Annotated in this window: 18 protein-coding genes, 1 tRNA gene and 1 pseudogene; 14 read left to right on the top strand and 6 right to left on the bottom strand. The window is 69.4% G+C overall.

Going from position 1 to position 23,548, the window contains the following annotated elements; all coding sequences use genetic code 11:
• A partial coding sequence (locus ACYVE7_RS09055; RefSeq protein WP_460364133.1) for a TOBE domain-containing protein occupies window positions 1–621 on the top strand: 621 nt, incomplete at its 5' end.
• Here ACYVE7_RS09055 and ACYVE7_RS09050 read toward each other — a convergent pair.
• The 4 genes from ACYVE7_RS09050 to ACYVE7_RS09035 form a co-directional block, all read right to left on the bottom strand.
• Window positions 618–1,466: an ion transporter gene (locus ACYVE7_RS09050; protein WP_460364132.1), complete on the bottom strand. Its 849-nt coding sequence runs from the start codon at window positions 1,464–1,466 to the stop codon at window positions 618–620. The genes ACYVE7_RS09055 and ACYVE7_RS09050 overlap by 4 nt on opposite strands.
• Window positions 1,467–1,556: 90 nt before the next feature.
• The gene (locus ACYVE7_RS09045; protein WP_460364131.1) at window positions 1,557–5,438 is read right to left on the bottom strand and encodes a molybdopterin-dependent oxidoreductase; all 3,882 of its coding nucleotides are present in this window, start codon (window positions 5,436–5,438) and stop codon (window positions 1,557–1,559) included.
• A gap of 117 nt (window positions 5,439–5,555) precedes the next feature.
• Window positions 5,556–6,164 carry a hypothetical protein gene (locus ACYVE7_RS09040; protein WP_460364130.1) on the bottom strand — a complete coding sequence of 203 codons (609 nt, stop codon included), beginning with the start codon at window positions 6,162–6,164 and terminating at the stop codon, window positions 5,556–5,558.
• 80 nt (window positions 6,165–6,244) lie between these two features.
• Window positions 6,245–6,856 carry a hypothetical protein gene (locus ACYVE7_RS09035; protein WP_460364129.1) on the bottom strand — a complete coding sequence of 204 codons (612 nt, stop codon included), beginning with the start codon at window positions 6,854–6,856 and terminating at the stop codon, window positions 6,245–6,247.
• Window positions 6,857–7,146: 290 nt separating this feature from the next.
• Between ACYVE7_RS09035 and ACYVE7_RS09030 the strand changes: the two genes are divergently transcribed.
• The 3 genes and pseudogenes from ACYVE7_RS09030 to ACYVE7_RS09020 all read left to right on the top strand — a co-directional run.
• A complete protein-coding gene (locus ACYVE7_RS09030; RefSeq protein WP_460364128.1) occupies window positions 7,147–9,522 on the top strand; it encodes a chitinase C-terminal domain-containing protein in 2,376 nt (791 codons plus the stop codon).
• A gap of 146 nt (window positions 9,523–9,668) precedes the next feature.
• A complete protein-coding gene (locus ACYVE7_RS09025) occupies window positions 9,669–10,439 on the top strand; it encodes an NUDIX domain-containing protein (RefSeq protein ID WP_460364127.1) in 771 nt (256 codons plus the stop codon).
• A gap of 85 nt (window positions 10,440–10,524) precedes the next feature.
• A pseudogene (locus ACYVE7_RS09020) lies at window positions 10,525–11,364 on the top strand (NACHT domain-containing protein); the annotation flags it as partial.
• Between the two features lie 2,138 nt (window positions 11,365–13,502).
• On the opposite strand, the gene ACYVE7_RS09015 reads toward ACYVE7_RS09020, so the two are convergent.
• Window positions 13,503–14,792, bottom strand: a complete 1,290-nt coding sequence (locus ACYVE7_RS09015) for a CaiB/BaiF CoA transferase family protein (protein WP_460364126.1) — start codon at window positions 14,790–14,792, stop codon at window positions 13,503–13,505.
• An 88-nt stretch (window positions 14,793–14,880) separates the two neighbouring features.
• Here ACYVE7_RS09015 and ACYVE7_RS09010 point away from each other — a divergent pair, with 88 nt between their 5' ends.
• From ACYVE7_RS09010 to ACYVE7_RS09000, 3 genes are read left to right on the top strand one after another with little or no spacing between them, the layout of a single operon-like run.
• The gene (locus ACYVE7_RS09010; RefSeq protein ID WP_460364125.1) at window positions 14,881–15,801 is read left to right on the top strand and encodes an SPFH domain-containing protein; all 921 of its coding nucleotides are present in this window, start codon (window positions 14,881–14,883) and stop codon (window positions 15,799–15,801) included.
• 3 nt (window positions 15,802–15,804) lie between these two features.
• Window positions 15,805–16,029, top strand: coding sequence for a type II toxin-antitoxin system antitoxin (locus tag ACYVE7_RS09005; protein WP_460364124.1), 225 nt, complete (start codon window positions 15,805–15,807; stop codon window positions 16,027–16,029).
• Window positions 16,026–16,652 (top strand): GOLPH3/VPS74 family protein, encoded by a 627-nt coding sequence (locus ACYVE7_RS09000; RefSeq protein ID WP_460364123.1) that lies wholly within the window; start codon window positions 16,026–16,028, stop codon window positions 16,650–16,652. Before ACYVE7_RS09005 ends, ACYVE7_RS09000 begins: the two co-directional genes overlap by 4 nt.
• Here ACYVE7_RS09000 and ACYVE7_RS08995 read toward each other — a convergent pair.
• Complete coding sequence (locus tag ACYVE7_RS08995; protein WP_460364121.1) at window positions 16,649–18,031, bottom strand: alpha,alpha-trehalose-phosphate synthase (UDP-forming); 1,383 nt, start codon at window positions 18,029–18,031, stop codon at window positions 16,649–16,651. The genes ACYVE7_RS09000 and ACYVE7_RS08995 overlap by 4 nt on opposite strands.
• Window positions 18,032–18,123: 92 nt before the next feature.
• On the opposite strand from ACYVE7_RS08995, the gene ACYVE7_RS08990 reads away from it, so the two are divergent.
• The 7 genes from ACYVE7_RS08990 to ACYVE7_RS08960 all read left to right on the top strand — a co-directional run bounded on the left by ACYVE7_RS08990 (window position 18,124) and on the right by ACYVE7_RS08960 (window position 23,258).
• Window positions 18,124–19,074 carry a Ppx/GppA family phosphatase gene (locus tag ACYVE7_RS08990; RefSeq protein ID WP_460364119.1) on the top strand — a complete coding sequence of 317 codons (951 nt, stop codon included), beginning with the start codon at window positions 18,124–18,126 and terminating at the stop codon, window positions 19,072–19,074.
• 96 nt (window positions 19,075–19,170) lie between these two features.
• Window positions 19,171–19,244: transfer RNA gene (locus ACYVE7_RS08985), tRNA-Pro, on the top strand.
• A gap of 128 nt (window positions 19,245–19,372) precedes the next feature.
• Window positions 19,373–19,576, top strand: coding sequence for a hypothetical protein (locus ACYVE7_RS08980; RefSeq protein ID WP_460364118.1), 204 nt, complete (start codon window positions 19,373–19,375; stop codon window positions 19,574–19,576).
• Between the two features lie 128 nt (window positions 19,577–19,704).
• On the top strand, window positions 19,705–20,688 hold the full coding sequence (locus ACYVE7_RS08975; RefSeq protein WP_460364117.1) for an AurF N-oxygenase family protein: 984 nt from the start codon (window positions 19,705–19,707) through the stop codon (window positions 20,686–20,688).
• Between the two features lie 40 nt (window positions 20,689–20,728).
• On the top strand, window positions 20,729–21,574 hold the full coding sequence (locus tag ACYVE7_RS08970) for a hypothetical protein (RefSeq protein WP_460364116.1): 846 nt from the start codon (window positions 20,729–20,731) through the stop codon (window positions 21,572–21,574).
• Window positions 21,575–21,751: 177 nt separating this feature from the next.
• A complete protein-coding gene (locus tag ACYVE7_RS08965; RefSeq protein WP_460364115.1) occupies window positions 21,752–22,360 on the top strand; it encodes a C40 family peptidase in 609 nt (202 codons plus the stop codon).
• Window positions 22,361–22,490: 130 nt separating this feature from the next.
• Window positions 22,491–23,258, top strand: coding sequence for an SAM-dependent methyltransferase (locus ACYVE7_RS08960; RefSeq protein WP_460364114.1), 768 nt, complete (start codon window positions 22,491–22,493; stop codon window positions 23,256–23,258).
• Window positions 23,259–23,548 lie beyond the last annotated feature (290 nt).

Below are 23,548 nucleotides of genomic sequence, written 5' to 3'. Positions count from 1 at the left end.
GTGGCGTTGGCGCGGGCGTTGGCCTGCGAACCGTCGGTGCTGCTGCTCGACGAGCCGCTGTCGGCCCTCGACGCCCACACCCGGCTGGAGATCCGCTCCGCGCTCCGCCGCCATCTCGCGGACTTCGCCGGCGCCACCGTCCTGGTCACTCATGATCCGCTCGACGCGATGGTGCTGGCCGACCGGCTGATCGTCATCGAGGGCGGCCGGATCGTCCAGACGGGGCCGCCCGCCGAGGTGGCCCGCAGGCCCCGCACCTCCTATGTGGGACGGCTGGTCGGGCTGAACCTCTACCGGGGCGTCGCCGACGGCCACACGGTGCGCCTCGACGGCCTCACCCTGGCCACCGCCGACGCCGTGGACGGCGACGCCCATGTGGCGTTTCCGCCGTCGGCCGTCGCCCTCTACCGGACGGAGCCGGACGGTACCCCGCGCAATCTGTGGGAGGCCGTCGTCGACGGTCTGGAGCAGCACGGCGACGGCATCCGGGTGCGGCTCACCGGGCCGCTGGAGGTGTCGGCGGACGTCACCGCGGCGGGGGTCGCGGCGCTCGGGCTCGAACCGGGCAGCGGGGTCTGGGTGTCGGTGAAGGCCACCGAGACCCGCGCCTACCCGGCCTAGGTCCGCGAGGTCAGCTCGTCCTCGTCGAGCCGGGCGCGGAGCGCGGCCACCTCGGCGTTCAGGGCGCGCAGTTCCGCCAGGAGGAGGGCGTCGGTCTGCTGTTCGCGCTCCTCCAGCCGTTCGAGGTCGTCGTGGAGGTCACCGAGCACGTGCGGTTCCATCGCGTTGACCGTGATGGCGATGAACAGGTTCAGCACGACGAACGCCGACACCAGGATGTAGATGACGAAGAACACCCAGGCGAACGGCTGCTTGGCCATGACGTCCCGTGCGATCTCCGACCAGCCGTCGGCCGTCATGATCTGGAACAGGGTGAACGCGGAGTCGCCGAGGCTGCCGAAGTGCTCGGGGGCCGACGCGCCGAACAGCTTCGTGCTGATGACCGCGGCGACGTAGTGGATGAGCGCGAGCAGCGCGGTGACCGACGCCATCGCGGGGAACGCGCCGGCCAGCGCGTCGCCGACGCGCCGCAGGTTCGGCACCAGCGAGATCAGCCGCAGCGCCCGCAGGATGCGCAGGGACCGCAGCACGGTGAACCCGCCGGCGTGGGGGAGCAGCGCGATGGCGATGGTGATCGCGTCGAACCGGCTCCACGGTTCGGTGAAGACCCGCAGGCGGTGGGCGTACAGCCGCAGGCCCAGTTCGATCACGAACACCGCCAGCACGACCTGGTCGATGATGTGGAACAGGTTGCCGCCCCGGCGGACCAGTTCGGGTGAGGTCTCGCAGCCCAGGCTGATGGCGTTGACGACGATCAGGAACGTGATCACATGCTGGAGCCAGGGGGAGTCGACGAAGGCGCGGACGCGTTCACGGGCCGGGTTCAGAACGGGAGGGTGTGTCATCGCGGGCTCACTTTCGGGCTCGTCTGACGGAACCGCCGACCAGACTTCCCGGCACACCTTTACCGATATTTTACCAGAAGCCAGACCTGTCTAGTAGACGTCCCGAACATACCGTTTGTCGGTGGCGAGCTTCCGGACGTAGGCGTCGGCGGCCTCCTTCGACAGATGGCCGTGGTCGGCGGCGACCGTCCTGAGCGCGGCGTCGACGTCCTTGGCCATCCGGGACGCGTCGCCGCACACCGAGAACACGGCGCCGTCCTGGAGCCAGCTCCAGAGCTGGGCGCCGTGCTCCAGCATCCGGTCCTGGACGTAGACCTTGCCGCGCTGGTCCCGGGAGAAGGCCAGATCGAGCCGGGTCAGCAGCCCGCTCGCCCGGTGGGCGGCCAGCTCGTCCTCGTAGTAGAAGTCGGTCGCGCGGTGCTGCTCGCCGAAGAACAGCCAGTTGCGGCCGGTGTGGCCGAGCGCGCGGCGGTGGTCGAGGAAGCCGACGAACGGCGCCACCCCGGTCCCGGGACCCACCATGATCAGCGGGGTGGCGGGGTCGGCGGGCGGCCGGAAATGCGGGGACCGCTGGACGAACACACGGGTCTCGGCGGCGCGGTCGGCGAGGAAGGTCGAGGCGACCCCGCCGCGCTTGCGGCCCGACAGGCTCTCGAACCTGACCACCGACGTGGTGAGGCTGATCTGGTCGGGGCTCGCCAGCGGGCTGGAGGAGATGCTGTACAGCCGGGGCTGGAGCGGTTTCAGCACCTCCGCCCACTCCTGCTCGGTGGCGCGGACCGGGTACTCGGTGAGGACGTCCACGGCCTGCCGTCCCCACGACCAGGCGGCCAGCTCGGTGCGGTTGTCGGGGCGCAGCAGCTTCTTCAGCAGCCGGTCGCCGGTCCGCTCGGTGACGAACCGCAGCAGATCCGGCGTGATCCGGGCGAGTTCCAGCCGGTCGAGTTCCAGCCCGTGCGCCGTCCCGAGGCCGGTCGCCTCAAGCCATTCGGCGACCAGCGCCGGATCGTTCACCGGGTGGACGCCGAGGGCGTCACCGGCCTCGTAGGGGAGCGCGCCGTCGGTGGTGAAGGTGAACCGGCGGACCTCCTTGGCCGCGCCGGGCCTGCTGAGCAGCCGGTTCCCGGTCAGGGCCGCCGGATGCCCGGCGTTCTTCGGTTTGCGCCGCGCGGGTTCGGCGGGGGCGGCGACCAGCGAGGACAGGACCTGGTCGAGCCAGGCGTGCGCGGCGTCCTCGTAGTCGGGTTCGCAGTCGGCGCGGGGGGCGAGCCTGGTCGCGCCCAGCTCGTCCAGGCGCAGGTCGAGTCTGCGGCCGTGGCCGCAGAAGTCGGCGTAGGAGGAGTCGCCGAAGGCGAGGACCGAGTACCGCACGCCGTCCAGGCGGGGGGCGTCCTTGGCGGTGAGGGCGTCCCAGAAGGTCGTGCCGTTGTCGGGGGCGTCGCCGTCGCCGAAGGTCGAGGTGACGACGAGGACGTCGGCGTCGCGGGGGAGCGCGGCGGGCGTCACCTCGTCCATGCTGAGGAAGCGGGGACGGCGCGCGCGCAGCCGGTCGGCGGCCAGCGCCGCGAACTCCTCGGCGTTGCCCGTCTGCGACGCCCACAGCACCAGCAGCTCCCGGCCGCCCGCCGCCGACGGGACGGTGACGGCGCGGGAGAACATCCCGGCGAGCATCCCGTTGACCCATGCGGCTGTTTCCGACGCGAACGGGGCGGCCTCCGGCAGCACCGGGACCCCGGCGGGCGCGGTGCCGACCCCGGCGAGGAAGCCCGCCAGATACCGGCGTTCGGCGTCGGTGAGCTCCGGCGGCCTGACCAGCGCCAGCCCGAACGGATCGGTCGGGGCCTGCGGCGCGGCGGGCGAGGCGACCTTGGTCAGCGCGACCGCGCACGCCTTGAACTCGGGCTGGAACGACAGCGGATCGACGGCGTCGTTGGTGACGGCGTTGACGCTCAGATACTCGCCGAACAGGTCGTTCCAGTGGAACGGCGCGAACACGGTGCCGGGCCCGACCCGGTCGGTGACGACCGCGGGCAGCACCGCGCGGCCCCGCCGGGACGCCACCTCCACCTGGTCGCCGGAGGCCAGGCCGAGCGTCGCGGCGTCCGACGGATGGAGCTCCACGAACGGGCCGGGGTTCAGCTTGTTGAGCTTGGCGACCTTCGCGGTCTTGGTGAGGGTGTGCCACTGGTGCTGGACGCGGCCGGTCGTCAGGGTGAACGGGTAGGCGTCGTCGGGCAGCTCGGCGGGGTCGAGATGGGGCCGGGCGAAGAACACGGCCTTGCCGCTCGGCGTGGGGAACCGCAGATCGGTGTAGCGGATCGGGTTGCGGGCCGGACCGTCCGGCGCGGCAGGCCACTGGACGGAGGTGGCGCGCAGCCGCTCGTAGGTGACGCCGCGCAGGTCGTAACCGGTCTTCGGGTTCGCGAACCGTTTGATCTCCTCGAAGATCTCCTCGGCCGACTCGTAGGGGAAGGCGTCGGCGAACCCCATCTCCCTGGCGACCAGGGTGATGAGCCGCCAGTCGGGCAGCGCCTGACCGGGCGGGTCCACGGCCGGCTGGAGCAGGGTGAGGTTCCGTTCGGAGTTGACGAAGACGCCCTCGCCCTCGGCCCAGAGCGCCCCCGGCAGCACCAGATCGGCGTAGGCGTTGGTCTCGGTGTCGGCGTAGGCGTCCTGGGTGAGCACGAACTCGGCGCGCTCCAGCCCCTGGATCACGTTGCGGCGGTTGGCGACCGACGCCACCGGGTTGGTGCAGATGATCCAGACGGCCTTGATCTCACCGTCGGCCATCCGCTCGAACAGCTCGACGGTGCCCTTGCCGAACTCGGTGCGCAGCGTGCCGCGCGGCAGCTCCCAGACGTCCTCGGCGAAGGCGCGCTCGTCGTCGGCGAGGACCGCGCGCTGGCCCGGCAGACCGGGGCCCATGTAGCCCATCTCGCGGCCGCCCATCGCGTTGGGCTGGCCGGTGAGGGAGAACGGGCCGCTGCCGGGACGGCAGATCGCGCCGGTCGCGAGATGCAGGTTGATCAGGGCGTTGGTGTTCCAGGTGCCGTGGGTGGACTGGTTGAGCCCCATCGTCCAGCAGGACATCCAGTCGTCCGCGCCGCCGATCAGCTCGGCCGCCCTGCGGAGGTCGGCCTCGGCTAGGCCGGTCAGCGCCGCGACCCGCTCCGGGGTGTAGTCGTCGAGGAAGCCGTCGAAGCGGTCCCAGCCCTCGGTGTGGGCGGCGATGAACTCCGGATCGGTCGCCCCATCGTCGATCAGCAGCTTGAGCAGGCCGTTCAGGAAGGCGAGATCGGTGCCCGGCTTGATCTGCAGGAACAGGTCGGCCTTGTCGGCGGTGGCGGACCTGCGCGGATCGACGACGATCAGCTTCGCGCCCGCCTTGACCCGCTCCATCATCCGCAGGAACAGGATCGGATGGCAGTCGGCCATGTTCGCGCCGATCACCAGGAAGACGTCGGCGTGCTCGAAGTCCTCATACGATCCCGGCGGGCCGTCCGCGCCCAGCGATAGCTTGTAGCCGGTGCCCGCGCTCGCCATGCAGAGCCGCGAGTTCGACTCCAGCCGGCTGGTCCGGACATAGCCCTTGGCCAGCTTGGTCGTCAGGTACTGGGCCTCCATGCTCATCTGGCCGGAGACGTAGAAGGCCAGGGCGTCGGGGCCGTGCTCGTCGAGGACGGCCCGGAGCCGCCGCCCGGCGTCGCGGACGCCGTCGGCGACGGCCAGTTCGACGGGCTCCTCGCCGCGGTCGGCCCGGAGCAGCGCCGTGCCGAGCCTGCCGTCGGCGTTCAGCATTTCGGCGGTGGTCGCGCCCTTGGTACACAGACGCCCGAAATTAGCCGGATGGGTCTTGTCGCCGTACGCCTTCACGGCGCGGCGCCGGCCCAGCCCGTCGACCGCGGTGTCGATCAGCATGCCGCAGCCGACACCGCAGTACGAGCAGACGGTCTTCACGGTCGCTGTGGTCACCTCCGAAACGTAGAAATCTCCCGTTTCGGTTGTGTCACAAAGACCTCTCACTCCACGTTAAACCTGCCTGACCTGCTCACACCCGGAGGTGTGAGGAGGCCGGACGTCGAGCGGAGATCAGGCGCGGCGGTAGACGACCTTGATGACGACGGAGACCGTGCCGGTCTCGTCCTTGAACTTGCCCTTGTCGGCGAAGGTCAGGGTGCTCTTGGAGCAGGTGAACGGGGAGCCGTCGGGGAGCAGGAAGTTCGGCTCGCCCGAACGCAGCGACTTGACGGCGCTGGTCGTGCCGAGGTCCTGCTTGACCGGCGCGGTCATCACGGTGCGGACGGTGGCGTTGCCCGTCGCGGTCTTCGGCTTGAGGGAGAACGACCCCTTCTTGTCGCCGCTGATCTTGACGGTGACCTTGAGGGTCTTGCGGTAGGTCGACTCCAGCGTCGAGTTGCCGCCGGTGATCGTGGTCTTGGTGACGGCCTTCTTGGACTTGCTGAAGTCGACGGTCGCCTTGCCCGACTTGATCGTCAGCTTGGTGCCGGCGCCGCCGGTGGACTTGGAGGTGAACTTGCCGGTCTCGGAGTCGGTGCCCGCGACGGACGTGGAAGAGGTCTTCAGGACCCACTTGCCGGTGGTGCACTTGGCCGCCGCCTGGGCCGGCGCACCGGCCACCACGGCACCGCCGATCACGAGGACGCCGACGGTACCGATACGGCCGAGCTTGCTGATCATGAACTCTCCCAAAGGCGAATAAACTTGCGAAACGCTTGGGAGACACTACATCTACCGAGTGAACAGGAAATACCGGTCGATCAGGCCCTTCGATACGACAGCTTGGTCGTCGCCGTCCCGGGCCGCCCCTCCTGCGTGGTCTTGGCCTTCATGCTGAACGTCAGGGCCTTCTTGGTGCAGGTGTAGGGGAGTCCCGAGGGGATCAGCAGGTTGCCGTCGCCGCGCTTGAAGGACTTGACGGCGCTCGCGGTGCCGTAGTCGTGCGGCAGCGGCGCGGTCATCACCTGGTGCTGGGTGGCCGTGCCCGTCGCGGACCGCGCGTCGACGGTGAAGCGGCCCTTGCGATCACCGGTGATCTTCACTTTGGCCTTGAGCACCTTGCGGTACTGGGTGGTCATCGAGATCGGCACCGTGCCGGTGACGGTCAGATTGACCTTCTTCGACTTGCCGAAGTCATAGGTGACCCGGCCGTTCTTGACCGTGAGCCTGGTGCCGGCGCCGCCGGTCAGCTTGGTGGTGATCTTCGCGCCGGACTGGTCGACACCGGTGAACACCGCCGACGAGGACGACAGGACCCACTTGCCGGTCGTGCACTTGGCCTTCGCCGCGGCCTGGGCGGCGCCGCCCGTCGCGACCGTGCAGGCCAGTGCCACCGTTCCCGCCAGCCCGATCCCGATGATCCTCGCGGTCATGAGCGCCTCCCGTCTGGTGCCACCCCGGCGGGGCGGTCGGTGCGGGCGACCCTACTCGCGCAGATCTTGGTCCGTATGTGTGAAAACTCCAACAAGAACGTCACATGTCCGTCGTTCTCTACCTTGATTCCGCCGAAAGCGGGGTTTCTTAAGTAGGACTTAAGGCAAACAAAAAGGAAACTTTCTTAAGAGAAAGCGTTGACGGGTGGATCGCCGCGCGCTTACTTTCAACCCGACCCTGAGGGGAGCCAGGGGCCAGGTCCGAGTACGAGCTTGTGAGAGGTGGGCCGATGGCCTTCCGTATGCGCGCCAAACTAGCGGTCGCGGGCGCGACCCTGTCCCTGATCGGCGGCACGCTCGCCGCGTTCACCTCGACGGCGAACGCCGCCGACGACTCCTCCTGCCGGCCCGACGGTCTCTACACCACACCCGGTGTGAGCGTCCCCTACTGCTCCGTCTACGACGCCGAAGGCCGGGAGAAGATGGGCGCCGACCACCAGCGGCGCGTCATCGGCTACTTCACGAGCTGGCGCACCGGCAAGGACGGCACCCCGTCCTACCTGGTGAAGGACATCCCGTGGAGCAAGGTCACCCATCTGAACTACGCGTTCGCGCACGTCGACGGCAACAACAAGGTCTCCGTCGGTGGCGACAGCGCGAACAACGCCTCGACCGGGATGACCTGGCCGGGCGTCGAGATGGACCCCTCCGTCCCCTACAAGGGCCACTTCAACCAGCTCACGAAGTTCAAGAAGCTCCACCCGAACGTCAAGACGCTGATCTCCATCGGCGGCTGGGCCGAGACCGGCGGCCATTTCGACGACGCCGGCGACCGCGTCGCCGACGGCGGCTTCTACAAGATGACGACCAACGCCGACGGCAGCGTCAACCAGACCGGCATCAACACCTTCGCCGACTCCGTCGTCGACTTCCTGCGCAAGTACGGCTTCAACGGCGCCGACATCGACTACGAGTACCCGTCGTCGATGAAGGACTCGGGGAACCCGCTCGACTGGTCGGTCAGCAACGCGCGCCGCGCGTCCCTGATGAAGAGCTACGTCGTGCTGCTGAAGACGCTGCGCGAGAAGCTGGACCGGGCGTCCGCCGTGGACGGCAAGCACTACCTGCTGTCGATCGCGTCGCCCTCCTCCGGCTACCTGCTGCGCGGGATGGAGGTGTTCCAGGCCGTCCAGTACCTCGACTACGTCAACATCATGAGCTACGACCTGCACGGCGCGTGGAACAAGTACGTCGGGCCGAACGCGTCGCTGTTCGACGACGGCAAGGACGCCGAACTGGCCGCCGCCAACGTGTACGGCACCGCGCAGTACGGCGGGATCGGCTACCTGAACACCGACTGGGCGTACCACTACTTCCGCGGTTCGATGCCCGCGGGCCGGATCAACATCGGGCTGCCGTACTACACGCGCGGGTTCAAGAACGTCACGGGCGGCACGAACGGCCTGTGGGGCACCGCCTCGACCAGCACCTGCCCGGTCGGCGCGGGCCTCACGACCTGCGGTGACGGCGCCGTCGGCATCGACAACCTGTGGCACGACAACGACGACGCGGGCAAGGAGTCCCCGGCGGGCTCCAACCCCATGTGGCACGCGAAGAACCTGGAGAAGGGCATCAAGGGCGACTACCTGACGTCCTACGGCCTCCAGAACGCCAACCTCGACGGAACCTACAGCCGTAACTACGACGCGACGCTCGTCGCGCCGTGGCTGTGGAACTCCACCAAGAAGGTGTTCCTGTCCACCGAGGACGAGCAGTCCGTCGGCGCGAAGGCCGACTACGTCGTCGACCGCGGCATCGGCGGCACGATGATCTGGGAGCTGGCGGGCGACTACGCCTGGAACGCCGCGAAGGGCCAGTACGAGCAGGGTTCGACGCTCACGTCCCTCATGTACGACAAGTTCAGGAACGCGGCCCCGTACGGCGCGAGCAAGAGCAACATCGCGCTGCCCGCGCAGAAGCTCGACCTGTCCATCACCTACAACGACTTCCCCGTGGGCGACAGCAACTACCCGATCAACCCCAAGCTGAAGATCACCAACAATTCGACGGTGACGATCCCGGGCGGCTCGGAGTTCCAGGCCGACTTCGCCTCCTCCACCTCCAACACGATCAACAACTGGTCGGGCTGGACGACGTCGGTCATCAGGAGCGACCACACCGGCACCAACGTGGGCGGCCTGAAGGGCGACTTCCACCGCGTCTCGCTGAAGCTCCCCGCCTACCAGGCGCTCGCCCCGGGCGCCTCGGTCGACCTGGCGCTCGTCTACTACCTCCCGGTCTCGACCCCGTCGAACTGGACGGTCAACGCCGGCGGCACCCTCTACGGGATCACCGCCGACTACACCCGCGGCGGCACGACCGTCGACCCCACCCCCACCCCCACCGCGACCACGACCAGGACCCCGACGGTGACCCCGACCGTCACTCCGACGGTGACGCCCACGGTCACCCCGACCGTGACGCCCACCGTCACCCCGACCGGCGGCACCTGCACCCTCCCGACCTGGAGCCGGACCGCCACCTACACCGGTGGCGCGAAGGTCTCCTGGAAGGGCCGGGCGTGGAACGGCCAGTGGTGGACCCAGGGCGAGGAGCCCGGCACCACCGGCGACTGGGGAGTCTGGCGCGACGCCGGCCCCTGCTGACCCGCCTTTGAGCAACCACGGCCTCGGGCCCTCCTCGACGGGAGTGCCCGGGGTCGCCCTTTCAGTCGGCCCATCGTGCACATCCGGGGGCACACGATGTGCTCCGTTCCGGTTTCCGGTGGGACGAATCGGTAAGAAGACTGGCGATGAACGATCCATACGCCGCCAGGGACGAGAAACTCGTTCGCGATCTGATTCCTGAGCTGATCCGCGCCTCGGGCCAGAACCCCGACGTCCGCAAGGCCGGCCCCGCCGAACTCCCCGACCTCCTGCTCGCCAAGCTGTACGAGGAGGCCGATGAGTACACCGTCGACCACTCGCCGGGCGAACTGGCCGACCTGCTGGAGGTCGTGCACGGGATGGCCGACTCGATCGGGTTGCCGCTGGCCGAGTTGGAGCGGCTGCGTGCCGCCAAGGCCGCCGAGCGCGGCGGATTCGCCGAGGGCTTCGTCCTGCGCGGAGCTCCCCAACCCATCCGTCCTCTGGTGCAGAAGGCCCGTGCGCTCTTGCTGGACGGTGACGACCTGATCCTCTTCCGCCGCACTCGCGAGGGTCGCGCGCCCTACTGGACGACCCCCGGCGGCCGTGTCGAGGCCGACGACGCCGATCTGCCCTCGGCCCTGCGCCGCGAGGTCCACGAGGAGCTCGGTGCGACCGTCGGGCCGCTCCACAAGGTCTTCACCTTCCACGAGCGGCGCCCGCACGCCGACTACCGGCACCACTTCTACCTGTGCCGCCTGGAGAGCATGGACCTGTCGTTGCGCCATGGCCCGGAGTTCTCAGACCCCACCCGCGGGGCCTACGACGTCGAATACCTCCCCTGCGCCCCCTCCTCCTTCACCGCCCTCGAACTCTGGCCCCGCGAGATCCGCGACTACCTACTTGAAGAGTCCCTCGCCCTCCCGACCATGATCTGAACATTCCAAAAACAGTGAATTGTCCACACGCGCCCAGAGCCAGCCGATTAAGTGTTCCCTTTCAATCGGTGGTTCAGGGGGCAGAATGAGGGGCTGGGTGTGGGCCCTGACCGTGGTCGGGGCCATCGCCACGGTCGCAGCGGGGACCGCGACCAATCAGGTGTTCAGCGAGGGCGAGTGGAGCTGGCCTTGGGCGGCGCTCGCCGTGGTGTTCACCTTGCTGGTCGTCTGGGCGGCGAAGGCCGGGGCGGCCGGAGGGCGAAAGTCTGTCTACCGGCGGCAGTTGCGGGCGTCGGTCACCGACATGGAGACCATCGGCATCGTCACACAGGGCGAGTACGTGCTCGCCACCGAGCAGGTCTACGTCGATGTCTGCCTGCGTCCCAGCACGGTACGGGCCGCTGAGACGGGCGTCGCCCGTCCGGCCGGGGACGTTGCCGAACGTCGTCCGCTCGGCTCATTCCTCGGAGAGGGCAAGGTCCTCGCCGTCCTGGGAAGCCCCGGGTCGGGCAAGACGACGCTGGCTCGACACGCGGCCTTGCGCATGTGCGTACGGGGCCGCCGCCGACGGCTGCCGGTGCTGCTCTATCTACGTGACCATGCCGATCTGATCCTGGCGGACCCGCCCGCCGACCTCAGCGAGGTCGCAGTCTCGGCGAGTTGGCTCAGCGGCCGGATCTCGGCGGGCTGGCTCGCCCGCAGGCTCGAACGGGGGCGCTGCGTCGTCCTGCTGGACGGTCTCGACGAGGTCGCCGACACGCGGGGTCGTCGGCAGGTCGTCGCCTGGATTCGTCGGCAGATAGCGCGTTACCCGGGCAATGCCTTCGTCCTCACCTCACGGCCGCACGGCTACTACGACAACCCTCTTCCGAACGCGGACGTCCTGGAGATCCAGCGTTTCACCGGCGACCAGATCTCCCGGTTTCTCCACTCCTGGTACTACGCCGTCGAGTGCAGGGCCAGGGGCCGGACGGGCGCCCAGGTGCGCGTGGTTGCCGACCGTAACGCGGGGGACCTGCTGGACCGACTCCACCGCCTGCCCGCTCTGTACGACCTGGCGGCCAACCCGCTGCTGCTGACGATGATCGCCAACGTGCACCGGTACCGAGGCGCACTGCCGGGCAGCCGCGCCGCCCTCTACAACGAGATGTGTGACGTGCTCCTCCACCGCCGACAGGAGGCGAAGGACCTGTCCGACCTGACGGGTCTATCCGGCGGTAAGAAGGAGATCGTGGTCCGTGCGCTGGCGATGGAGATGATGGTCAAGAACGTCCGCGACATCGCGGTCGGAGACGCGCTCACGATCGTCAGGGAGCCGCTGGCCAGGGTCGAGGCCGGCGAAGAGGTCGGCGCGGAACGGTTCCTGGAGGAGGTGCGGCGCAGCGGGCTTCTCGTCGAGCGTGAGAACGGCGTCTATGCCTTCGCACACCTGACCCTCCAGGAGTACCTGGCGTCGGCCAACATCATCGAGGGGCGCGGCAGCGATCTGCTGATCCGTACCGTCGATGATTCCTGGTGGCGTGAGACCACCTTGTTGTGGGCGGCTGCCGCCGACGCCACCCCGGTCGTCCGGGCCTGTCTCGCGCGGGGGACGGTCGCCGCGTTGACTCTCGCCTTCGATTGCGCGGACGAGTCCCGTGAGCTGCTTCCTGACGTCCGCCAGCAGTTGGAGGACCTGCTCGGCACGCCGCCGGAGCTCACCGACCCGGACACGGCGCGGCTTCTGACCGGGGTCGCCGCGGGCCGAGCTCTACGCGAGGTGATCTGGCTGGACGACGGTATCGCGGTATGCGCCCGGCCCGTCCCCTACGACCTCTACGCGCGTTACGCCGATACGGAGCCGACCACCGACTCGCTGGTTCGCCCGCTGGGCGGGGACGGCGCCTCCCCGGTCGCGGGCGTGCTGTCCCGCGACGCCCAGCGGTTCACGGCCTGGCTGCGCGGCCTGCCCGGGGTGCACGCCTATCGGCTGCCGACTCCCAAGGAGGCCGACCGTCTCGACATCGGGCTCGTTCCCGGGCTCTCCTCGGGCCGCCTGTGGACTGAGCAGCCGGACGGGATGCGCCTGCACGGGCCCGGCGGCGGTACCGCGAACCTCGCCGCCGCCCCCGCCCGCTACGTGGAGGAGATCATCCGGCTGGCGGAGGCGCAGCTCAGGCTGACCTTGCATGCCGCCCACCTCCGGTCGCGCGACGCCTACACGGCCTTCCTGGAAGAGATCTGCGCGATGCGGAGCTCGGACGACCGCCTGCTTGACGAGTTCTGGCACAAGGTGATCGGCGAGATCGTCGGTGATGCGCGGATGCTGAGCTTCGTGGAGTCCGCCCGGACCAGGGGCGACAGCCCGAACGCGGCGGTCGACCGGCTCCGGTCCCGGCTGTCTCGGCTGGCGGCGTTGAACGCCCGGCTCGAGAGAATGCCGGGTGAACGGTTGGAAGAGCTGATCGTCGCCGCATCAGAGGCGGGTGGGCGGCAAGGCCGGATTGAGGCGGCCCGCGAGGTCGACCGGCTGATCGAACGCACGCTCACCCCACTAACGAACGGTCCCGACGGCTGGCGGAACCGTCCCCAGAGGATCAGAGTGCTCACCAGTCGCACCATGCGGCCCTGGCCGGACCGGGACCGGGCGGATCACTCCTGGTCGGTCGTTCAGGCGCTCGGCGCGGACGCCCGGACCCTGAGCGGTTCGCTGGGTGTCACCGGCTCGTCCGGTGGGCTGCCGGAGTCCCACCTGCTCGACGCGGCGCTGGACTTCGCGTTCGACCTCGATCCGTCACCAGGAGACCTCTTCGCGTTCGCGCACGCGCTCGACGCCTGGAAATGGAGAGGCCGGTCGTCGATGGACGAGACCCGCGATCTGGCGTCGTTCCGAGCCTTCCTTGCCGGACAGCTGGGACGGGCGTTCGCCGGACCGGTACCCGTGCCGGAGGCGCCGCTCGAGGCCCTGCTCCTGCTGGCCGGGACCGGTGTCGCCCAGTTCGCCGGAGTCGGCGCGGACATCCGGGCGCTGATCCAGTACGCGGCGGCGTTGGCGTCGTCCGCCTCGGGCCCCCGCTACGACGATCACGTGATGGCGTTGACCGGGGTCGCTTTGCTGGCGGCGCTGGCCAACCTCCGGCGCACCCGCGGGCCGCAAGGCCTGATCACGGAACTGGAACGCGTTATCTCTGGTTTCGTGGTCCTCCACGAGCGCCGTGCCGGGCGGCTTCCGGTCGACGAGCTCCTGCTGATGGTCCGCGCCTGAGAGGAAGGCCGGACTCTCGACCTTGCTCGGCTGAGCCGTACATTCCTGCGACGGTAGAGATCAGCGAGGTAGCCACCCTTCGCCCCGGTGCTGGTCCAGGCCGGGAACGGGGGTCGGAGGGCGGGGGACGTCGCCGTCGGAGCGGACAGGCGCACCGGCGGTGGGGCCTTCGGGGGTGGGGGCGATGGTGCCGCGGAGGTGGAAGTGGGGGTGGTCGAGCATGTCGGCGCGGGTGAGGAGGGGGCGACGGGGGCGCCGGCGGCTTCGAGGAGGGTGAGGGCCGTGGAGAGGGGGAGGGTGCGGAGGGTCGCGGCCAGTTCGGCGTCGAGTTCGGTGACGCGGGAGATGCGGTCGGCGAAGGGGGCCGCGGCCAGGTCGGCGCGGCCCAGGGCCATGCAGGTGGCCGACCAGAGATGGTCCTCCGAGACGACGCCGAGGGTCAGGCGGCGGCCGTCGGCACAGGTGTAGACGCCGTAGCCGGCGACCGGTCCGGTGCCGGGGCCGCGGCGGAGGGCGGGCGGGACCGTCGCCATCCAGTGGGCGAGCACGTCGGCCATGCCCAGGTCGAGATGGCGGCCCTCGCCGGTGGTACGGGAGTGGAGGCAGGCCGCGGTGATCGCGAACGCGGCCATGGTCGCGGCCGCCATGTCCGCGACGGGCAGATCGTCGGCGTCCGGGGAGGGGGCGTCCGGCGGGAGCGAACCCGCCATCGCCCGGTAGTTGATGTCGTGGCCCGGCAGCCGCGCCGCGGGACCGTGCTCGCCGTAGCCGGTCAGTGAGCACGTGACGAGCGCGGGACGGCCCGCCCGCAGCACGGCGTGGCCGAGGCCGAGCCGTTCGGCGACGCCCGGCCGGTAGCCGGTGATCACGACGTCGGCGTCGGCGGCCAGCTCCAGGCAGCGGGCGCGCCCGGCGTCGTCCTTGAGGTCCAGGACGATCGCGCGTTTGCCCCGGTTGAGATGGCGGAAATGCTCGCCGAACCGGCGCATGGGCTCGCCGCCCGGCGGTTCGACCTTGAGGACGTCCGCGCCCAGCCCGGCCAGGAGCTGGGTCGTGTACGGCCCGGGCCGCCACATGGTCAGGTCCAGCACGCGCAGCCCGTCCAGCATGACGGCGATCCTAGCAAGCGCTTGTTATGATTGGAAAAGTGATATCATTTTGCTAGAGTCGAGCTAACAACCTGAGAGAGGGAAACCGATGAGCGAACTTCCCGAAATGCCGGCCCCCCAGATCCGTGAGCGGATCGCGTTCGGCTCGTCCGGCTGGCCCGTCCTCGGCGCCGCCCTGCTGGGCCTGGCCGCGACCCTCGCCCTGTTCGTCACAGGCGTCGTGCTCGCGGACGGCGGCCGGGCGGGGCTCGGCGTCACGCTGATCCTCCTCTCGGTCGTCCTGCTGCTGGCCAGCCTGTTCACGCTCGGCGGGCTCACCGCCGTCGCACCCGGCGAGGCACGGGTCCTGCAGCTCCTCGGCCGGTACACCGGCACCGTCAGGACCGACGGCCTGCGCTGGGTGAACCCCCTCACCAAGCGCCAGAAGATCTCCACCAGGATCCGCAACCACGAGACCGATGTCCTGAAGGTCAACGACGCCGACGGCAACCCGATCGAGATCGCCGCCGTCGTCGTCTGGCAGGTCAAGGACACCGCCCGCGCCGTCTTCGAGGTCGACGACTTCATCGAGTTCGTCGCCATCCAGACCGAGACCGCCGTCCGGCACATCGCCAACAGCTACCCCTACGACTCCCACGAGACCGACGGCATGTCCCTGCGCGACAACGCCGAAGAGATCACCGCCCGGCTGTCGGAGGAGATCGGCGTCCGGGTCGAGTCCGCCGGCGTCGAGATCATCGAATCGCGGCTGACGCGGCTCGCCTACGCCCCCGAGATCGCCCAGGCGATGCTCCGCCGCCAGCAGGCCACCGCGGTCGTCGCCGCCCGCTCCCGGATCGTCGAAGGCGCCGTCGGCATGGTCGAACTGGCACTCAACCGGCTCGCCGAACACGACGTCGTCGAGCTGGACGAGGAGCGCAAAGCCGCCATGGTCAGCAATCTGCTGGTCGTCCTGTGCGGTGACCGCGACACCCAGCCCGTGGTGAACGCCGGATCCCTCTACAGCTGACCCATGGCCACCGAGCGGAAGAAGATCCTCCTCCGGCTCGATCCGGCCGTCCACGACGCGCTGGCCCGCTGGGCGGGCGACGAGCTGCGCAGCACGAACGCCCAGATCGAGTTCCTGCTGCGCCGCGCCCTGACCGACGCGGGCCGGATGCCGTCCGGAGTGAGCCGGATCCGAGGTCCCGGACGTCCAAGCACCACTACCGAACCCCCCGAAGGGGACGAGTCATGAACGTGCCCGACACCCTGCCGCAGCGCCTCTACCTGCTCGCCTACGATCCCGCCAAGGGCCGCGTCCGCGGCGGGCACGTCGGCGAGCTGGTCCGCGCCGCCGCCCTCACCGACCTCTACCTCAACGGCCACCTCACCGACGTGCGGGACCGCCCCGTCGTCGAGGTGCGCCACCCCTGCCACGACCCGTTCCTGGAGACCCTGCTCGCCGAGGTCGCCGAAGGACGGTCCCGCAAGTGGAAGTCGTGGGTGGCGCGGCGCGGCGGCCCCGCCCACCGGGCGGTCCGGCAGCAGCTCGCCGACGGCGGCTGGCTCCGGGTCGAACAGAGCAAGATCCTCGGGATCTTCCCGCACACCAAGGTGACACCGCGCGACCCGCGCGTCCGCAAGGAGCTGGCCGACCGGGTCAACGGCGCGCTCAAACAGCCCGTCTCCCGGGTCGACCCCGCCGACGCCGCCCTGGTCGCGCTGTCCGCCGCCGCCGAACTGCCGCATGTGCTCGGCCGGGCGGAACGGCGCAAGCACAAGGAACGCATCCGCAGCCTGACCAGCCTCGCGGGGCCCGCCGCCCCCGCCCTGCGCAAGGCGATCGCCGACGCGAACGCCTCCGCGGGCGCCGGCTAGGAAGCCCCGTTCAGAGCCGACAGAAACTCCTCGGCCCACCGCGACACGTCGAACTCGACGATCCGGCGGCGCATGGTCCGCATCCTGCGCTGCCGGTCCGCGGGCTCGGCGTGCATCGCGTCCATCAGGACGTCCTTCATCCCGTCGATGTCATAGGGATTGACGAGGAACGCCCGCTTCATCTCCTCGGCCGCGCCCGCGAACTCACTGAGCACCAGGGCGCCGCCCAGATCCTCCCGGCAGGCCACGTACTCCTTGGCGACCAGGTTCATGCCGTCCCGCAACGGGGTGACGATCATGACGTCGGCCGCCATGTACAGGGCCGCCAGCTCGTCCCGGCTGAACGACGAATGCAGATAAGTCACCACCGGAGCGCCGAGCTGGCCGTACTCGCCGTTCAACCGGCCCACCTGCAGCTCGATCTCGTCCCTGAGAATCTGGTACTGCTCCACCCGCTCCCGGCTGGGCGTCGCGATCTGCACGAAGACCGCTTCGCCCGGCTTGATCCGGCCCTCGGCCAGCAGCTCACCGAACGCGTCCAGACGCTGGCCGATGCCCTTGGTGTAGTCGAGCCGGTCGACACCCAACAAGATCTTTTCGGGATTGCCCAGATCGTCGCGGATCTGCTCGGTCCTGGCGCGGACGTCCGGATCATGGATCACCTCGACCAGCTCGTCGACGTCCACGGAGATCGGGAAAGCCTTCGCGGTGACCGTCCGGTCGTCCAGGAAGACCAGATTGCCCTGAGTCCTGACGTCCAGGACACGGCGGGCCAGCCGCACGAAGTTCGCCGCCGCACCCGGCACCTGGAAACCCACCAGATCCGCGCCCAGCAGCCCCTCCACGATCGCCCGCCGCCACGGCAGCCGCCAGAACAACTCCACCGGCGGGAACGGAATGTGCAGAAAGAACCCGATCCGAAGATCAGGCCGCAGCTCACGGAGCATCTTCGGGACGAGCTGCAACTGGTAGTCCTGCACCCAGACCAGCGCACCCTCCGCCGCGACCTCCGCCGCCTTCTCCGCGAACCGCCGGTTCACCCGGACATAGGAATCCCAGTAGGCGCGGTCATAGACGGGCGGCGCCACCACATCGTGGTAAAGCGGCCACAGCGTGGCATTGGAGAAACCCTCGTAATAGCGTTCGACCTCCTCGGCCGAGAGCGGAACCGGAACCAGGGCCAGACCGTCCTCGGTGAACGGCTCGACCTCCTCGTCCGCCGCACCCGCCCAACCCACCCACGCGCCGTCCCTGCCCTTCATCAGCGGGGTGATCGCCGTCACCAGCCCGCCCGGGCTCCTGCGCCAGCTCGCCACCCCCTGATCGTCCACGATGCGGTCGACCGGAAGTCGGTTGGCGACAACGACGAAATCACTCATAAAGATCTTCATACCCAGGGATCGGCAAGGTGTGCACATCGGACCCGACACACTGTGACTGACGCACACGCGGAGTTCGGTACTTTCAGTCCATGAGATTGGGCGTCCTCGACATCGGCTCCAACAGCGTGCACCTCCTCGTCATGGACGCGCACCAGGGCGGCAAGCCGATCCCCGCGTTCTCGCACAAGACCGAGCTCCGGCTCGCCGAACACCTCGTGGACGACGGCCGCAGGCTGTCCCAGGAGGGTGCGGACCGCCTCCACCACTTCGTCACCGACGCCGTCCGGTTCGCTGAGGACAAGGGCGTCCAGGAGACCCTCGCCTTCGCGACGTCGGCCGTCAGGGACGCCGAGAACGGCGACGAGATCCTCGACCGGATCAAAGGCGACCTCCATCTGGACATCCAGATCCTGTCCGGTGCCGACGAGGCCAGGCTGACCTTCCTGGCCGTCCGGCGCTGGTTCGGCTGGTCGTCGGGCCGGCTCCAGCTCTTCGACATCGGCGGCGGCTCCCTGGAGATCGCCACCGGCATCGACGAGGAGCCCGACGCCGCCGTCTCCCTGCCGCTGGGCGCCGGACGCCTCACCCGCAACTGGTTCACGGCCGACCCGCCGCCGATGGACGAGGTCCGCGCGCTCCGCCGCCACGTCCGCACCGAGATCGCCGCCCACATCGGCTCGATGACCCGGTTCGGCCGCCCCGACCACGCCGTCGCCACGTCGAAGACGTTCAAGCAGCTCGCCAGGATCGCGGGCGCGGCCCCGTCCAGCGAAGGCGCCTACGTCCGCCGCACCCTCACCCACGCCGACGTCACCGAGTGGGCCGACCGCCTCTCGACCCTGTCGGTCCAGGAGCGGATGCAGATCCCCGGCGTCAGCCCGGCCCGCGCCTCCCAGCTCCTCGCCGGCGCCATCGTCGCCGCCGCCACCCTCGACCTGTTCGGCCTCCCCGAACTGGAGATCTGCCCCTGGGCCCTCCGCGAAGGCGTCATCCTCCGCCGCCTCGACCTCCTCCCCGGCGAACCCCTCGCCTCCCTCTAGATCACCCGCCCCGAATCCGATGTGCACTACCCACCGACCTACGCTAGAGTTCTTCCTGTCAGCGAGACGGGCCAAAGCCCAAAACCGCAGGCAGACCGGGACGTGGCGCAGTTTGGTAGCGCACTAGACTGGGGGTCTAGGGGTCGCAGGTTCAAATCCTGTCGTCCCGACGGTCATCAAACCCCGCTCCACCGCGATAGCGGCCGGAGCGGGGTTTTGTCATTTTCTCGTGGAATGTTGCCCTGGCGGGAGGTGGAGTTTTGTGTCGGCGGGATAGGGGTGAAGGAGGAGGTGTGTGATGGCGTACAAGATTCCGGAGCCGGGGCAGCCGGGGCCTGATCAGGAGACCGTGACGTTGGTCGGGGGGCCCGCGGAGTATGACGGGAAGCCGTGCAACGTGAAGCTCGGGGCCAAGGAGCTCGAGTTGCCGGGCGATGGGGAGTCGCCGGTGATCTACGTGCGGGAGGGGATCAGTTCCGTCTTCAACTGCCAGAGCTCGTAGGACGGTCGGTGGCGGGATGGGCGCCTTGCGGATCGCGGGGCGCTCTCGCGCTGTCCGCCACCGGCGAGCGGGAGTCCGGAGGCGGCCATGAGGTGCTGATGATCGCTGTTTCGGGATTAGGTTGATTTATGGTCCTGACTGAAGAGAACGGCGTTCTGGAAACCGAGGAACGGGAATATCGGCGGGCGCTCGATCGGCTTTCGAAAGCGTCGGTGCGGAAGAACTGGCAGCCTTACCGGGACATCGCGTGGGACGATCCGGGGTTCGCGATCGATCCGGACGATCCGCGGTGGATCCTGCCCGCGAGCGACCCGCTGGGGTCGCACGCCTGGTATCTGGCGCAGAGCCCGGAGCTGCGGGCGCGGATCGGGCTGTACCGGCAGGCGAACGTGGCGCGGGTCGGAATGCAATTCGAGAACATCCTGAATCGGGGACTGCTCTCTTATGCGCTGCGGCTGCCGAACGGTTCGGCCGAGTTCCGGTACGTGTACCACGAGATGATCGAAGAAGGTCATCATGGAATGATGTTCCAGGAATTCGTCAACCGTTCCGGAACGGAGGTTCCCGGCCTTTCGCGGTGGGCGCGCTGGTTCGGTGAGGTCGCGCAGCTGACGGCCGTGGCCTTTCCGACCCTCTACTTCTTCGGGGTGATCGCCGGGGAGGAGCCGATCGACCACATGCAGCGCACGATCCTGCGTGACGCCTCGTCCGGCCACCCGCTGCTCAACAAGATCATGCAGATCCATGTCGCGGAGGAGGCGCGGCACATCTCCTTCGGCCACCAGTATCTGCGGTTCCATGTGCCGCGGATGCTCGCTCCGTCCAGGTTCGTCCTGAGCGTCGCGGTGCCGCCACTGGTGTTCGCGATGGCGCGCGTCATCCTCGGCCCGCCGCCCGCGTTCGCCGCGACGTTCGGGATCCCCGCCGAGGTGGTGAAGCGCGCCTACTGGGGCGCCGCCGAGTCCCGCGGGCTCCTGACCAGGGCGACGTCGGGCCTCTACGGTCTCGCCGACGAGATCGGGCTGCTCAATCCGGTCAGCCGGCGGCTCTGGCGCGCTTTCGGCCTCGCCGAGAACACGGCTGCGCACCCGTTGCCTCCCTCCGGTAAGTGATCCTTGACGGCTGGGTGAGGCGGGGCCTACCTTCCCGGACATGGTGGAGGAAAGCGGGACAAAAGCGCTGGTCGGGCGGCCGCTGTCCGGGTTTCTCGGGCTGCTGGCCGGAGGGCTCGGCCTGATGGGGCTCGGGGTCGGGGCCGTGCTGGTGGCGGCGAGCGTCTTCGGCTGGACGTTCGGCGCCTGGGAGGCGGCCGCGACCGTGACGACCGGGCTGGTCGGGGCCCTGCTGCTGGGCGTCGCGCCCGGCCTGTTCGTGGTGATGGACGCCGACCTGTGGGAGGAGTCACGGATCCTGATCTGGCCGATGATCTTCGTGGTCGTCGCCCAGACCGCGGTGAACGTGCTCGAGCGGGGATCACTGACGGTCGTCACCGGCGGGGCGATCCTGGCGTTCCTCTTCAGCCTCGGCTGGTTCGTGGTGTTCGCCGGGCTCGCCGTCGCCGCCCTGCTCGGGGTGGTCCGGCAGTACGGGCGTCCGCGCGGGGCCGCGCCCGCGAGCCGTGCGCCGCTGCCGGGGTGGAGCAGGCCGCCGGTCGCGATCCTCGGTTCGGCGTGGCTGGGCCTCGGAGCCGGGCTGCTGGTGCTGCCCGGCTACTGGGGCGCGTTCGTCCCGTGGGAGACCAGCCGGATCGACGCCAGGACGCTCGGGGTGGTGTGCGCGGCGCTCGGGATCGCGCTGCTCACCGCGCTGGCCGAGAACGATCTCGACCGGGTGCGCTCCGGGCTGCCGGCCGCGGCGGCGATTCCGGTGGCCGCGGGGATCGTGCTGGCCTGCCATCCGTCGGACGTCCACTGGTCGAGCGGTCCCGCGCTCGCGTTGATCGCCCTGCTCGCCGGTACCTTCGCGACCGGAGTGTCCGGGTATGCCCTTACCCGCTGACCCGCAGGGTTGATCATCCGCGAGTTCTGGGTACGTGACCAGAAGATCACAGAGAGTGATCATCGAGCTCGCGGGGGGTACTTCCATGCTGAAACAGATTCCGTCGGTCTCCGGCAGGGCGTCAGACCGCGCCCTGCTACATCATCAGTGACGCCCCGCGGATCGGCGCTCCTGCCCGTGGCTCTCACGGCGGCGCTCATCCTTCCGCTCGCGGAACCGGCGCAGGCCGCCACCGGACGGTCCCTCAGTCAGGCGATCTCCAGTCGGGCGATCTCCACGACGGGGCTCGCCGCGGCCGCCAAGGCGCGGCAGCAGGTCAGTCACCAGCGTTACGCCGCCTATCTGAAGAAGGTCCGCCGCCAGTGGAAGCTCGCGGAGAAGGCCGTCGCCTACGCCCGCCGCCAGCTCGGCAAACGCTACCAGTGGGCGGCCGCGGGCCCTAACTCCTTCGACTGCTCCGGTCTCACGATGCGCGCCTGGGGCGCCGCGGGCGTCGAGCTCCCGCACATGGCGGTGCTCCAGTACTCGGGAACCCGCCGCAAGGTTCCGGTGAAGAGTCTCAAACCGGGCGATCTCATTACCTTCTACGGCTTCGGGCACGTCGCCCTCTACATCGGCAAGGGCCGGTTCATCCACGCGCCGGGCACAGGCCGCCGTGTCTCCATCGGCCGGATGGACGCCTGGCACCGGCGGGCCGTCTCCGGTGCCGCCCGGCCGGGGGCTCCCCGCTATCTGCGCCCGCCGAAGGGCTGGGACGCCAAGACCAAGGCCCCGCCCGGCCGCTGAGACGGTGCGGTCCGGACAATCCGGCGGAACCACTCGCCGTCCGCGAACTCGGCTAGTTGAATGATTCCCACCGAATCGAGCGTACTTACGGTGGGGAGTAACGATGGTGGGCGAGACGTCAGGTCTGGATATGAACGTTCCGCAGACCGCGCGCATCTGGAACTACTGGCTCGGCGGCAAGGACCACTTCGCCGCCGACCGCCGGGTGGGCGACGAGATCCTGAAGATCATTCCGAATATGGCCCTGTTCGCCCGGTCGACGCGCCAGTTCCTGCAGCGGGCCGTCCACCATCTGGCCGCCGATCTGGGGGTGCGGCAGTTCCTCGACATCGGCACGGGCCTGCCGACCGCGGACAACACCCACCAGGTCGCGCAGCGCGCCGTCCCGTCGGCACGGATCGTCTACGTCGACAATGATCCGCTGGTTCTCACCCATGCCCGCGCCCTGCTGACCAGCTCGCCCGAGGGGGCGACCGCCTATCTGGACGCCGACCTGCGCGACCCGGAGGAGATCCTCGCCAGGGCCGCCGAGACCCTGGACTTCACCGAGCCGATCGCGCTGCTCCTGATGGGCATCCTCGGCCACATCACTGACGACGGCGAGGCCCGGTCGATCGTCGGACGGCTCCTGGACGCCCTGCCCTCCGGCAGCCATCTGGTCCTGTACGACGCCACCAACGTGATCGACCCGACGTCGGCCGAGGCCATCGAGGTCTGGAACCGCTCCGCGAAGCCGCCCTACACGCTCCGCACCCCGCAGCAGCTCGCATCCTTCTTCACCGGCCTGGACCTGCTGCCCCCCGGCATCGTCTCCTGCCCCCTCTGGAACCCCCCGGCCACCGACCTCGGCACCCTCCCCGAAATCGACGAGTTCTGCGGCGTAGCCCGCAAACCCTGAACCGACCATCCCAGCGTGGCCTAATTGCGACATATCGGCTGTTGACCGGTATTTCGGGCGGGGTCTAGCCTCGGATGGCCCTCTCCTTTCCGTGCGGATGCGGAGCCCCTCCGGGCGCTCGACCTTCGTCTCCGTCGTGAAAGGCACCGCCGATGTCCCCTCGATCGCGGGCGTGGGGCAGGCTCGCCGTGGCCGTCCTGCTGGTCGCCGCCCTGCTCCCGGTGCCCGAGCGGGCCGCCGGAGACCGGCCTTGGCTGACCGCGGGGCTCGCCCCGGAGCGTCGCGCGGCC

It is taken from the genome of Actinocorallia lasiicapitis (assembly GCF_054778695.1).
Note: the sequence above shows the minus strand (reverse complement) of the source record. Positions and strands in the feature narration are given on the sequence as shown.

Coding starts and splice junctions, on each gene's coding strand:
- ACYVE7_RS09050 (WP_460364132.1), bottom strand. CDS start 1,466: ATGACACACCCTCCCGTTCTGAACCCGGCCCGTGAACGCGTCCGCGCC.
- ACYVE7_RS09040 (WP_460364130.1), bottom strand. CDS start 6,164: ATGATCAGCAAGCTCGGCCGTATCGGTACCGTCGGCGTCCTCGTGATC.
- ACYVE7_RS09035 (WP_460364129.1), bottom strand. CDS start 6,856: ATGACCGCGAGGATCATCGGGATCGGGCTGGCGGGAACGGTGGCACTG.
- ACYVE7_RS09030 (WP_460364128.1), top strand. CDS start 7,147: ATGGCCTTCCGTATGCGCGCCAAACTAGCGGTCGCGGGCGCGACCCTG.
- ACYVE7_RS09025 (WP_460364127.1), top strand. CDS start 9,669: ATGAACGATCCATACGCCGCCAGGGACGAGAAACTCGTTCGCGATCTG.
- ACYVE7_RS09015 (WP_460364126.1), bottom strand. CDS start 14,792: ATGCTGGACGGGCTGCGCGTGCTGGACCTGACCATGTGGCGGCCCGGG.
- ACYVE7_RS09010 (WP_460364125.1), top strand. CDS start 14,881: ATGAGCGAACTTCCCGAAATGCCGGCCCCCCAGATCCGTGAGCGGATC.
- ACYVE7_RS09005 (WP_460364124.1), top strand. CDS start 15,805: ATGGCCACCGAGCGGAAGAAGATCCTCCTCCGGCTCGATCCGGCCGTC.
- ACYVE7_RS09000 (WP_460364123.1), top strand. CDS start 16,026: ATGAACGTGCCCGACACCCTGCCGCAGCGCCTCTACCTGCTCGCCTAC.
- ACYVE7_RS08995 (WP_460364121.1), bottom strand. CDS start 18,031: ATGAGTGATTTCGTCGTTGTCGCCAACCGACTTCCGGTCGACCGCATC.
- ACYVE7_RS08990 (WP_460364119.1), top strand. CDS start 18,124: ATGAGATTGGGCGTCCTCGACATCGGCTCCAACAGCGTGCACCTCCTC.
- ACYVE7_RS08980 (WP_460364118.1), top strand. CDS start 19,373: ATGGCGTACAAGATTCCGGAGCCGGGGCAGCCGGGGCCTGATCAGGAG.
- ACYVE7_RS08975 (WP_460364117.1), top strand. CDS start 19,705: ATGGTCCTGACTGAAGAGAACGGCGTTCTGGAAACCGAGGAACGGGAA.
- ACYVE7_RS08970 (WP_460364116.1), top strand. CDS start 20,729: ATGGTGGAGGAAAGCGGGACAAAAGCGCTGGTCGGGCGGCCGCTGTCC.
- ACYVE7_RS08960 (WP_460364114.1), top strand. CDS start 22,491: ATGAACGTTCCGCAGACCGCGCGCATCTGGAACTACTGGCTCGGCGGC.